Below are 11,400 nucleotides of genomic sequence, written 5' to 3' on the forward strand. Positions count from 1 at the left end.
ATTGAAAATCGAACCAATGACTCCTTTCTTGGTCTAGAGTATGAGTCATGCTGTTGGGCGGTGCGTTTAGTGGCGCGTCGTTATTTGAATATTCAGCTCGACAGCGAAGGATTTATCTTGCCGGGGCAAGAAGATGAACACAACTCCGGCGTCTTTTTACAGTTTGTCTTAAAAGGGATTGGTAGTCTGCGCGGCAGCACTACAGAGTTTTTAGAAGACAGCATTTACGGTTACGAAGATTTATTAGGCAAATAATCTATGATTTTTAAAAAAGCATTAGTTGGTTTTACTTTATGCCTTGCAGCATTTGCACTTCAGGCAGAAGTTATTGATAAAGTTATTGCGCATGTGGATGAGGACGTCATCCTACAAAGCGAACTCGATCGCAAAGTGATTCAGGCCAAACAGCAAATTCGCTCTCGTGGTGGTCAGCTTCCTTCTGAAGAAGTATTGAGAAAAGAACTTCTTGAGCAGCTGATTATTCAAAGTCTGCAATATCAGATGGCACAACGCTCAGGTATGCAAATTCAGCCTGCAGAATTACAGCAGTATGCTAGCCAGGTGGCACAGAACAACGGTATGTCTTTAGATGAATTTCGTCTTAATCTGGCGCAACAGGGTATTTCTTACGAACTCTTTCTTGATGATCTACGTAAAGAAATTTTAACTGGTCAGCTACGCGATGCCTTTGTTGCTCGTCGTATTCAGATCAGTGATAAAGAAGTAGATTCGCTGATCCAGTCAATGAATGCGCAAAATCAGGTTGAATATCACCTAGGTCATATCCTTATTGCTGTGCCTGAAAGCGCCAACGAACAAACCGTAAGCCAAGCCAAACAGAAAGCCTTTGCCGTTATTAAAGAGCTTAAGGCAGGTGCCGACTTTGCCGAAACTGCTAAAGCAGTATCTAACAGTCCTGATGCAGCAGAAGGCGGTGACTTCGGCTGGCGCACAGAAAGCAACATGCCGAACCTGTTTGCCAATGTGGTAACCTTTTTAAGAAAAAGCGAGATATCACAACCCATTCGTAGTCCATCGGGTTTTCATATCTTAAAAATTAAGGACAAGCGTGGCGAACAGCAACATCTGGTGCAACAGACCAACGCACGTCATATCCTGATTCGTCCTGATGCGATCACAACCGAAGCCGATGCCAAGCAACAGCTGCTTAATATTCGCCAAAGAGTGATGGCTGGCGAAGCTGACTTTTCTGATGAAGCAAAGAAGCATTCTGACGATCCTGGCTCAGCAAAAATTGGCGGTGACTTAGGTTGGAACAATCTGGGTGTCTATGACCCTGTTTTCGAACAGACTCTTGCAGATTTAGAGGTTAATGAAATTAGCGAACCTTTCCAGTCCAGCTTTGGCTGGCACATTGTCCAATTACTGGGCCGTCGCACAGATGATCAGACAGACGCCATGAAACGCCAGCAGGCAATGCGCATTCTGCAGCAGCGTAAATTTGGCGAGGAAGTCGAGAACTGGATTCGCGAATTACGCGACGAAGCCTACGTTAAGAAAATCGTGGAAGAAGACGCTTGATAAAACCTGCAAGAATTCTGATAACGGCAGGTGAGCCTGCCGGAATCGGCCCTGAAATTGTCGTAAAACTGGCACAACTGGAAAATAGTGATCAACTTCTTGTTTGTGCCTCTCCTAAACTTCTCAAAGACACCGCACAGCAACTGCAACTTCCTCTGACCTTATCTGAATTTGATCCAGAGCAGGCGCCTACAGCTCACCAGAAGGGACACCTATGGGTTGTTCCTGTTGAATTAGAGGCTCCTGTAGTTGCAGGAAAGCTCAACCAGGCCAATGCAGAGTATGTGATCACAACATTGGAAATAGCCCACCAGTTAGCCTATGAAAACAGGGTGGATGCCATTTTGACCGGCCCTGTGCACAAGGGCATTATTAATCAGGCAGGATTACCTTTTACTGGACACACAGAATTTTTTGCTGACAAAAGCAGTGTCGACAAAGTGGTCATGATGCTGGCAACTGAAGGACTACGGGTGGCTCTTGCCACGACACACCTTCCGCTAAAAGCGGTTTCTGATGCCATCACACCACAGCTTCTAAGCGAAGTAATCAGCATTTTGGCGCAGGATTTACACAATAAGTTTGGCCTTGAGCGCCCCAAAATACTGGTATGCGGGCTGAACCCCCATGCTGGCGAAGACGGCCATCTGGGGCGAGAAGAAATCGACACTATCATTCCGACTCTCGAAAGATTAAGAACTCAAATTAATGCCCAACTGATTGGCCCCATTCCTGCCGATACTGCGTTTCAGCCTAAATGGTTAGAGCAGGTCGACACCGTTTTGGCCATGTATCATGATCAGGGCCTGCCTACCTTGAAATACAAAGGCTTCGGCAAAGCCATCAATTTAACCCTTGGCCTGCCTTACATTCGAACTTCGGTTGATCATGGCACGGGGCTGGATATTGCCGGCCACAATCTTGCCGATATCGGTAGCATGCAATATGCGCTACAATTCACCCAACAATTGATTCGTAACAGCAAATCGAACTAACTCGTTAAGTTATCAGCTCATGTCAAAATCTCGTATGGTTCAGGGGCATCAGGCCCGCAAGCGATTCGGTCAGAATTTTTTATCGGATAACCACTACATTCAGCGAATTGTGGAGTCAATTACTCCCCAGGCCAATGACCGCTTAGTGGAAATTGGACCAGGACTTGGCGCTATTACTGAACACCTGGTCGATAAGGTCGCCGAATTGCATGTCGTCGAGCTGGATCGGGATTTAATTCCGCGACTGGAACAGAAATTCGCAGGACATGACAACTTCACCATCCACCACAGCGATGCCCTTAAGTTCGATTTCAGTCAACTGGCCAGTAATGAACAAATCAGAGTCGTTGGTAACCTGCCCTACAACATTTCAACACCACTGATTTTTCATCTGCTCAATCAGCGTGAAAGCATTAAAGACATGTATTTCATGCTGCAGAAAGAAGTAGTAGAACGTATCTGCGCTCAACCGGGTACCAGCTCCTACGGACGCCTGAGCGTCATGACTCAGTATTACTGTCAGGCCGATCTGTTATTTTTAGTGCCGCCGGGTGCTTTCCAGCCTCCGCCCAAGGTCGAGTCTGCGATTGTTCGACTGCAGCCTTATGACAATCTGCCTTTTCCGGTGGGGGATGAAAAACTATTGAATCAGATAGTCACCGCTGCTTTTGGACAACGCCGTAAGACCTTACGCAACAGCCTGAAAAACTTCATTGATGAAGCAGGTCTTGAGCAGCTGGGCATAAAACCCACTGAACGGGCGGAACAGCTGTCATTGGCACAATTTGTCGATATCTGCCGCAAAATTGAATCAAATCAAGCAGATTAAGTGTTTGTTTGACCAACAATTTTGCCTCTTTACACTATTGGCGTCTTTGATTATTATGGAATTCACGGAAACCACTCAAGGATATGAGTATGAAATCTAACACAGTACCTTATATGGAAGATGCTCGTCGTTTTTATCGCGTAACCGTTCACCTGCCCGTCGCTGTTCGCCAGCATGACTCGCAAGTATTCCTAACCGAAAGCCTTGATATCTCTGAAGGCGGTGTCCTCATTAAAAATAACCTCGGTGACAGAGTCAATTCAGGTGATGTAGTGAAGGTTCATATCGAAGGGATTCTTGGTGAAGACGAAAGCAAAATGATTCTACATCCGATGCGCGTTGTTCGTGTTGATGACGAGAAAATAGCGCTGGAATTCGTTTAATCTCAGACCCAGCTTCAGCCCCTCTCTCCCGACTCTAATTGATTGCTTGTTTGTAGCGATGCTTTTTTTTTACATCGTGACCGGCTATCATGCTCACATCAACCATCAGTCCCTTGTAACCCTCGATGCAAGACTATCAAAAACAATTTATTGAGCTAGCGCTCAGCAAGAATGTCCTGAAATTTGGTGAGTTTACCCTCAAAAGCGGTCGTCAAAGCCCCTACTTTTTTAATACCGGATTATTTGATAGTGGTTACGATCTGGCTCAGCTTGGCCGCTGTTATGCGCAAACTATCGTTGATCAGAATATCAGCTTCGACCTGCTCTTTGGCCCGGCCTATAAAGGCATTCCGTTGGTCAGCACCACCTCGGTAGCTCTTGCAGAACACCACAACATCAACACACCCTACAGCTTTAATCGTAAAGAAAAGAAAGACCATGGGGAAGGCGGTAATATTGTGGGCAGCGCACTGCATGGCAAGGTGCTGATTATTGACGATGTTATTTCCGCCGGCACAGCCATCCGTGAATCGATCAATATTATCAAGGATAATGGCGCAGAGCCTTGTGGTGTTTTAATTGCGCTGGATAGACAGGAACGTGGCCAGGGCGAGCTTTCTGCCGTACAGGAAGTAGAACGAGACTATGGAATCCCTGTCTACTCAATCATCAAGCTAGACGATCTGGTCAACTATTTGCAAAGCAACACAGAATTTGGCGACTTCTATGATAAAGTGCTTGAATATCGTCAAACTTATGGCGTTTCGGCATAACATTCTAGTTACTGGAGCTTTATGAAAAAATTCCTGCTTCTTACCCTGACACTGCTACTGGTTAGCCAGGCCGCATTCGGCAAAAACTTTTATCGTTATAAAGATAGCGATGGACGGCTCATCGTAAAGGATTATTTACCAGATGAAGCGGTCATTGTAGGCTATGAGGTGATCAATGAGCAGGGACGAGTTTTGCAGGTGGTACCTCCTGAAATGACCACTGAAGAGAAAGAAGCTGCCCGTATCAAAGAGCAACAACTCGAAGCATTGCAAAAAAAGCAGATGGAAGAAAGACGTCGCGACATCCTATTAATGCGTCAATACAAAACCATTGAAGACATCCGAAGAACCGAGAATAATCAAACAGCTGCACTGCGTGCCAATATCGATCTTCTTAACGGCCACAATTCAAATCTGAACGATAAACTTGAAGAGCTACAAAGCCGTGCCGCTAATTTTGAACGTCAGGGCAAAGCGGTTCCACAAAACACCCTGAAAGAGATAGAGGCAACTAAGTCGCAAATACAAACCAACAAAAACTCTATCACTCGTTACGAAGAAAAGATCAAAGCTATTGCAGAGCAGTTCCAGAGCGACCTGGTACGATTCAAGGAACTCCAGGCACAGCAACTGATTGAAAGAAACCGCACCAATGGTAATGCTGATAATCTTGGTGCCATTTATAGCTGCCCAGACCGACCTTCATGCGATAAAGCCTGGAAATTTACCCAGATATTCGCCCATGAAAACGCTTCAAATAAACTGGAAATCGTCACTGACACGCTCATTGTGACCGGCAAAGCTCAATCTGAAAATCAAGTTTCGTTATCTATTACGCGAATCCCGGGGGAAGGTGACAGTATGCAGATTGTGATGGAAGTGAGTTGCCATGTTTCTGAGGCAGGACAGAAACTTTGTGCCAGCCAGGAAGTGACAAACCTTAAAAACCGGTTTGTCGACTACCTGACGGAAAGGGAATCCTTATAAGTTTTAGTCTTAATTCAAAGCTACCATATTGCTGAGCAGCGGCCATTGCTGATCCCAGCTTGCCAATGGCGACTGTAGAAAGTCTGTGCGCACATACTGCTGAATACGTCCTTCCACAATTGCCATCAATAAATTAGCTCGGCTGGCCACATCCGGATTAAACTTACCACTCACTGCAACTTCATGCTGCCTGAGCTGCTGTTTAAGCTGAGTTTCAATACGGTTAAACAATTGGCTGATGCGACCTCTTAAACGCTCATGCTCACCTGCCAGCGCTTCACCAGTCAGTAAGCGACAAATGCCAGGGTTGCGACTGGCAAAAGTTAGAACCAACGTCATAATCTGAAAGCATTGCTCGCGAATATCATCCTGCTCCTTTGCAATGCGATTGATTCTCGAAAAAAGCGCTTCTTCAGTAAACTCAATCAGCCCCTCAAACATCCGAGCCTTACTCGGGAAGTGGCGATACAGAGCAGCTTCCGAAACGCCCACCTCCTGCGCCAACTTTGCGGTAGTAATTCTTTCCCCAGGGCCTTTCTCCAACATTAAGGCCAAAGCTTGCAAGATTTCTTCCTTGCGCTTTGAATTTTTTTTGGTTGTCATAATACTCTCTATTTTTCCAATTTCTTGTACGTGAATACTCTAAAAATTGACTTTCAACTTTGGAGCTACAGTTAATAACTGCTCCCTCAGCAGCGTTTTAACCTGCTCCAATGCTTCACTGGAATCTGCTTCAAACTTGACCACAATGCTTGGTGTTGTGTTGGAAGCTCGAGCTAATAACCAACGATCAGGATACTCCACTCGAATTCCATCAATGGTTGAAACTCGTCCCTCACCGAACTGACCTTTTTTGATCAACACTTCGATCAATTTGAATTTAACTTTATCAGCAACCGGCACATTGATTTCTTCTGTTTCCAGACTCTGTGGTAACTGCTCAAAAATTTCCGCCAGTGATCTTGGGTCCTTGCCCAAAATTTCCAGCAAACGCGCAGCGGCATAAAGTGCATCATCAAAACCATACCAGCGCTCTTTGAAATAAATATGACCACTGCCCTCACCGCCAAGTTGAGCACCAGTTTCCTGCATTTTAGCCTTCATCAGCGAATGGCCCGTTTTCCAGATAATGGGGTGACCACCATGCTTTTTGATCATGTCCGGCAAATGGCGGGTACACTTCACGTCGTAAACAATTTCAGCTCCATTCTTCCGTGAAAGCACATCCATCGCCAACAACATCATCAGACGGTCAGTCCAGATAACATTTCCCTGATTATCAATCACCCCAAGACGGTCACCATCGCCATCAAAAGCTAGTCCGATATCTGCTTTTTCCTGCAATACCATAGCAATCACATCCTGCAAATTTTTCGCATGGTTCGGATCGGGGTGATGATTAGGGAAATTTCCATCAATTTTCGTATGTAAGCCGATAACGTCACAGCCTAAAGCCTGAAATAGTCGGGGGGCGATATTACCGGTCACTCCATTACCACTATCAATCACGACTTTTAATGGTTTATCAATTCTTACATTTGAAGCGACTTCTTCCAGATATTGCTGCTCAATCTTTAGTTCAGACACCTGCCCATGACCACTGAGGAAGTCCTGCTCGCGAATTCTTGTATAGAGCGCCTTAACATCTTTTCCATGCAAGGTTTCTCCCGCCAACACAATTTTCAGACCATTATGATTAGTTGGGTTGTGGCTTCCGGTCAGCATCACACCTGAGTGGGTGTCCAGTTTATGAGTTGCAAAATACAGTAGCGGTGTTGGCACCATACCCAAATCAATAACATCACGACCACTTTCCGCCAAGCCCTGTTTCAGAGCCTCATGCAATTCAGGACTGGATATACGCCCATCTCTGGCAACAACAACTTTCTGCTCGCCACGCCCGTAGGCTTCGCTACCAATGGCTAAGCCAAGTGCATAGACTACATCTGCGTCAAAATCTTTATCCACTCGCCCACGCACATCATACTCACGGAAAATATCGGAACTGATCGAATGACTGATCACTTCCAGATCATATTTTCCCGCGCCTGGACTAGACTTTTTGCGAGGAGTACTCGACTCTCCATCCTGACCAGCGTCGTCTTCAACCTGTAGACCATTTTCTTCAATATCATCAGTACCCTGTACTTCTTCAGCAGGCTCTTTTAAACCGGCAACACGACGATAACTGGAAGCCATATCATTGAAAAACCTAAGGCTGAAGTGATTGGGCATGTGCTGATCATTAATGCCTTGAATAAATTCACGGGCATCTTTATTGAGAAGTCTTTGTAGCCCAAACATTGGCAGTAAGGCTGCAATCAGAATCGCAATAACAGCTCCAAGCATCAGGACTATCGGCAACAAACCTGCAGTGGCCAGAAAGTTACCCGTCCCTTGCCAGAAAGCAACAGTCCAGTTTGCCCCGAATGCTGGCGAAACCACTAATGGCTGCCCGGCCCCCGGATTTGTACCGACCGATGCAATGGTATGGTTCGACCCAGCGAAACTTTGTCGTAACTCAAAATAGGTGCCGGGATCAGCACTACCCATCAGACTCACCATCTGACTAGGTTGAACGGTCGCCATCAGTAGGCGCTGATCATTAAGCTTATGCACAAAAGCGACGTAATCCGGCTGGCCTTTATTCAGTATCAACTCAGGCGGGACTTCCTCCCCGGCCAGTTCTTTTCTTAACAAATCTACCACCACATGCGTAATGACGGGGCGATTATCCAGATTAACCTGCAAGTCTTCAGGTGAAAAAAACTGGACCTGATCAATTTGCGGTGCTGATGCTTTTAAATCGCGAACAAGCTGAGCCTCATCAAGCTGGCCACCGGATTGACTGGCCACCGAAATGGTCTTTTGGATTTGAGTGATTTTCTGTTCGATAAGATCAGCGCGCTCTTCAATCTGCGAGCCAATTAACTGTTTGGCCTGAGTTTCCAGCGGCTGCTGAATCCCCAGATAATAAAGCACTGCTCCAACTACACATAACAGGGCCAAGCCTATAATCAGTGGTAGTAGAAAAAAGCTAACCAGACTTTTACCTTTCCCCATGCATCCCCCTTGTAGATCCTTCGCGGTCTATTTTTGCATTAATAAAGCAACAAGCCTTGATCGACTAACAACAACCCAAGGCCCTAACAGCCAATTAACTATTTTAAACCCGGTAAAAAGTTTACCAGCTGCTGTGCAATGACTGACTTTAACGCAGGCCCTAGTCGTTCAACCTGCATAGCTCCATTGTTTTTATAGTAAACACTCACTTCGTTATTGTCACTCGAAAAACCTATGTCTTTTCGACTGACATCATTGGCACAAATGACGTTGATACCTTTCTTGGCCATTTTTGCTTCGGCATATTCTGCGATATTGTTGGTTTCTGCAGCGAAACCGACACAAAATGCGCTATTCTGCTCAGCAGCCCATTTCAGAATATCCGGGTTTTGTGTCAACTCGATGGTTAAACCCTCGTCGGATTGCTTCTTGAGCTTTTGCGTGGCCGCTTTTTTCGGACGGTAATCAGACACCGCTGCACAGGCGACAAAAGTATCAACACCTTTAAACTCACCTTGCACCGCTTCAAACATTTGCTGTGCTGTTTGCACATCAATGCGCTTGATGGCCGCGCTGGCATTAAGTTTAACGGGGCCAGTGACCAGAATAACTTCAGCCCCAGCTTTGGCTGCCGCTTCAGCAATGGCAAAGCCCATTTTGCCAGAGCTGCGATTCGCCAGATAACGCACCGGATCAATCGGCTCCACAGTAGGTCCTGCGGTAATTAACCAGCGCTGGCCCTGCAACGGCTTATCATTAAAATGTTGATCAATCCGGTTTAATAAATCGACAGGTTCCAGCATCCGGCCTGGACCAACATCGCCACAGGCCTGATCACCCTCATCCGGCCCCCATATTTCGATGCCCTTTTGGATAAGCTGCCGAATATTATTTTGGGTTGCCGCATTGACCCACATCTGCTGGTTCATGGCTGGCGCTACCACAATTGGGCTGTCAGTGGCCAGACACAAAGTAGTCAATAAATCATCGGCCATCCCAGCATTCAGTCGCGCTATAAAGTCTGCAGAAGCTGGTGCAATAACAATAAAATCTGCCCATCTAGCCAACTCAATATGACCCATGGCCGCTTCTGCCGCTGGATCAAGCAGATCGTGATGAACCGGATTGCCACTAAGCGCCTGTAGCGTCAAAGGCGTGATAAAAGCTTGCGCGCCTTTAGTCATCACCACTCGCACCTCAGCACCTGCTTTTTTCAGGTTACGACACAACTCTGCACTCTTGTAGGCAGCGATACCACCCGTAATGCCCAGAAGGACTTTTTTCCCTTGCAATTTCATGCTAACCGATTGATTTAACTTAACTTATGATATTGGGCACAGTTTACGCCTTTACGCACAAAATTTATAGCGAAAATCCTAATTACAGTTTTGCTAGGGTTAATTATCATTCGTGACTCTCAAAAGTTAGTAGTTATAACAGGGATGACCATGAAAATAATGGAATGGCCGCAAGACGAACGGCCAAGAGAACGCTTATTACGCCAGGGCCCGCAAAGCCTTTCAGATGCCGAGCTTTTAGCCATTTTCCTACGTACTGGAACACAAGGTCTTAATGCCGTCGATCTGGCTCGCCACTTGCTAGGGGAGTTTGGAAGCCTGCGTGCCCTGCTTGAGGCCGACCTGAAAAACTTCACCAGCCACCTAGGCCTTGGCAGTGCCAAATATTGTCAGTTACAGGCCTGTTTGGAGCTTTCCAGGCGTTATCTGCAAGAAAGCCTGCGACACAGCCAGTCTTTCAGCAACCCCAACGATGTCAAACTCTATCTGAAAAGCCTGCTGAGCCATCACAAGCGTGAACAGTTCGTGGTGCTGTTCCTGAATAATCAACATCAACTGCTTGCCTCAGAAACCCTGTTTCAGGGCACCATTAATAGCTCCGAAGTGCATCCCCGAGTGATCGTTGAAAAAGCCCTGACCTACCACTCGGCGGCGGTGATCCTCGCCCATAACCACCCCAGCGGTTCGCTCGAACCCAGTCCCTCAGATCGACATATAACTGATAAAATTCAGGAAGCACTTGGTTTATTGGACATTCGAACACTGGATCATATTATCGTGGCCCAGGGAGGTAGCTATTCCTTTGCCGAGCATGGACTACTATAATTAGCGAATTAGGCCGAAAAACGCCAGCAAATGGCCAAATTCAACAAATTAAGTTAGAAACAGGTCATTTGCTATGAGTTTTGTTGTCAAGCAGGCTGGTTTCTGGTATAAAGTGCGCCCAATTTGAAGAGCTGCGATGTTCCAATTACCAACATCGTGCCCTTAAACCGTTTTTTTGAGTTATTTTTTTGGAGGCTATCCATGGCTAAGGTTTGTCAGGTAACAGGTAAGCGTCCTGTGACCGGTAACAATGTGTCACACGCGAAGAACAGAACCAAGCGTCGCTTCTTACCTAATCTACATTCTCACCGTTTCTGGGTTGAGAGCGAGAAGCGTTTCGTTAGATTACGTGTATCTGCAAAAGGTATGCGCGTTATCGATAAAAAAGGTATCGATACTGTGCTAGCTGAATTGCGTGCTCGTGGCGAAAAAGTATAAGGAGCGATAGAGATGCGCGATAAAATCCGTTTAGTATCAAGTGCCGGTACTGGCCACTTCTACACTACAGACAAAAACAAGAAAAACATGCCAGGCAAAATGGAGATCAAAAAGTTTGATCCAACCATTCGCAAGCATGTTATCTACAAAGAAGCTAAAATTAAGTAATTTAATTTAGCCATCCTCAAGCTTTTCTAAGAAAAGCTTTTTCTAAAAGATGGTTAAATCACTTTAAGTTTTCTGCCTCCAAGAAAACGCTTCTATGTA

General features: G+C 46.0%; 12 protein-coding genes and 1 pseudogene. 10 read left to right on the forward strand and 3 right to left on the reverse strand.

Features of this window, described 5'->3' with window-relative positions; genetic code table 11:
- From HUJ19_RS01040 to HUJ19_RS01070, 7 genes and pseudogenes are all read left to right on the forward strand, one after another.
- Positions 1–255 (forward strand): annotated as a pseudogene (locus HUJ19_RS01040) (LPS-assembly protein LptD); the annotation flags it as partial.
- 3 nt (positions 256–258) lie between these two features.
- Complete coding sequence (locus HUJ19_RS01045; protein WP_290621724.1) at positions 259–1,542, forward strand: peptidylprolyl isomerase; 1,284 nt, start codon at positions 259–261, stop codon at positions 1,540–1,542.
- Positions 1,539–2,537 carry a 4-hydroxythreonine-4-phosphate dehydrogenase PdxA gene (gene pdxA / locus HUJ19_RS01050; protein WP_290621725.1) on the forward strand — a complete coding sequence of 333 codons (999 nt, stop codon included), beginning with the start codon at positions 1,539–1,541 and terminating at the stop codon, positions 2,535–2,537. Before HUJ19_RS01045 ends, pdxA begins: the two co-directional genes overlap by 4 nt.
- 19 nt (positions 2,538–2,556) lie before the next feature.
- Positions 2,557–3,366, forward strand: coding sequence for a 16S rRNA (adenine(1518)-N(6)/adenine(1519)-N(6))-dimethyltransferase RsmA (gene rsmA / locus HUJ19_RS01055; RefSeq protein ID WP_290621726.1), 810 nt, complete (start codon positions 2,557–2,559; stop codon positions 3,364–3,366).
- An 89-nt stretch (positions 3,367–3,455) separates the two neighbouring features.
- Complete coding sequence (locus HUJ19_RS01060) at positions 3,456–3,749, forward strand: PilZ domain-containing protein (protein ID WP_290621727.1); 294 nt, start codon at positions 3,456–3,458, stop codon at positions 3,747–3,749.
- Positions 3,750–3,874: 125 nt separating this feature from the next.
- Positions 3,875–4,522, forward strand: coding sequence for an orotate phosphoribosyltransferase (pyrE, locus tag HUJ19_RS01065; protein ID WP_290621728.1), 648 nt, complete (start codon positions 3,875–3,877; stop codon positions 4,520–4,522).
- A 21-nt stretch (positions 4,523–4,543) separates the two neighbouring features.
- The gene (locus HUJ19_RS01070; protein WP_290621729.1) at positions 4,544–5,509 is read left to right on the forward strand and encodes a hypothetical protein; all 966 of its coding nucleotides are present in this window, start codon (positions 4,544–4,546) and stop codon (positions 5,507–5,509) included.
- A gap of 9 nt (positions 5,510–5,518) precedes the next feature.
- Here HUJ19_RS01070 and slmA read toward each other — a convergent pair whose 3' ends face one another.
- From slmA to coaBC, 3 genes are all read right to left on the reverse strand, one after another.
- On the reverse strand, positions 5,519–6,112 hold the full coding sequence (gene slmA / locus HUJ19_RS01075) for a nucleoid occlusion factor SlmA (RefSeq protein ID WP_290621730.1): 594 nt from the start codon (positions 6,110–6,112) through the stop codon (positions 5,519–5,521).
- 39 nt (positions 6,113–6,151) lie between these two features.
- A complete protein-coding gene (locus HUJ19_RS01080) occupies positions 6,152–8,572 on the reverse strand; it encodes a phosphomannomutase/phosphoglucomutase (RefSeq protein WP_290621731.1) in 2,421 nt (806 codons plus the stop codon).
- A 98-nt stretch (positions 8,573–8,670) separates the two neighbouring features.
- Entirely contained in the window at positions 8,671–9,870 is a 1,200-nt protein-coding gene (gene coaBC / locus HUJ19_RS01085; RefSeq protein ID WP_290621732.1) for a bifunctional phosphopantothenoylcysteine decarboxylase/phosphopantothenate--cysteine ligase CoaBC, read from the reverse strand.
- Positions 9,871–10,020: 150 nt separating this feature from the next.
- On the opposite strand from coaBC, the gene radC reads away from it, so the two are divergent.
- The 3 genes from radC to rpmG all read left to right on the forward strand — a co-directional run bounded on the left by radC (position 10,021) and on the right by rpmG (position 11,301).
- A complete protein-coding gene (radC, locus tag HUJ19_RS01090; protein WP_290621733.1) occupies positions 10,021–10,695 on the forward strand; it encodes a DNA repair protein RadC in 675 nt (224 codons plus the stop codon).
- A gap of 201 nt (positions 10,696–10,896) precedes the next feature.
- Positions 10,897–11,133 carry a 50S ribosomal protein L28 gene (gene rpmB / locus HUJ19_RS01095; protein WP_290621734.1) on the forward strand — a complete coding sequence of 79 codons (237 nt, stop codon included), beginning with the start codon at positions 10,897–10,899 and terminating at the stop codon, positions 11,131–11,133.
- 12 nt (positions 11,134–11,145) lie between these two features.
- Positions 11,146–11,301, forward strand: a complete 156-nt coding sequence (rpmG, locus tag HUJ19_RS01100) for a 50S ribosomal protein L33 (protein WP_018624044.1) — start codon at positions 11,146–11,148, stop codon at positions 11,299–11,301.
- Positions 11,302–11,400 lie beyond the last annotated feature (99 nt).

Source organism: Kangiella sp. (assembly GCF_014762745.1).
In the GTDB taxonomy this organism is placed as follows: domain Bacteria; phylum Pseudomonadota; class Gammaproteobacteria; order Enterobacterales; family Kangiellaceae; genus Kangiella.

Coding starts and splice junctions, on each gene's coding strand:
- slmA (WP_290621730.1), bottom strand. CDS start 6,112: ATGACAACCAAAAAAAATTCAAAGCGCAAGGAAGAAATCTTGCAAGCT.
- rpmG (WP_018624044.1), top strand. CDS start 11,146: ATGCGCGATAAAATCCGTTTAGTATCAAGTGCCGGTACTGGCCACTTC.
- rsmA (WP_290621726.1), top strand. CDS start 2,557: ATGTCAAAATCTCGTATGGTTCAGGGGCATCAGGCCCGCAAGCGATTC.
- pyrE (WP_290621728.1), top strand. CDS start 3,875: ATGCAAGACTATCAAAAACAATTTATTGAGCTAGCGCTCAGCAAGAAT.
- rpmB (WP_290621734.1), top strand. CDS start 10,897: ATGGCTAAGGTTTGTCAGGTAACAGGTAAGCGTCCTGTGACCGGTAAC.
- HUJ19_RS01070 (WP_290621729.1), top strand. CDS start 4,544: ATGAAAAAATTCCTGCTTCTTACCCTGACACTGCTACTGGTTAGCCAG.
- coaBC (WP_290621732.1), bottom strand. CDS start 9,870: ATGAAATTGCAAGGGAAAAAAGTCCTTCTGGGCATTACGGGTGGTATC.
- radC (WP_290621733.1), top strand. CDS start 10,021: ATGAAAATAATGGAATGGCCGCAAGACGAACGGCCAAGAGAACGCTTA.
- HUJ19_RS01060 (WP_290621727.1), top strand. CDS start 3,456: ATGAAATCTAACACAGTACCTTATATGGAAGATGCTCGTCGTTTTTAT.
- HUJ19_RS01045 (WP_290621724.1), top strand. CDS start 259: ATGATTTTTAAAAAAGCATTAGTTGGTTTTACTTTATGCCTTGCAGCA.
- HUJ19_RS01080 (WP_290621731.1), bottom strand. CDS start 8,572: ATGGGGAAAGGTAAAAGTCTGGTTAGCTTTTTTCTACTACCACTGATT.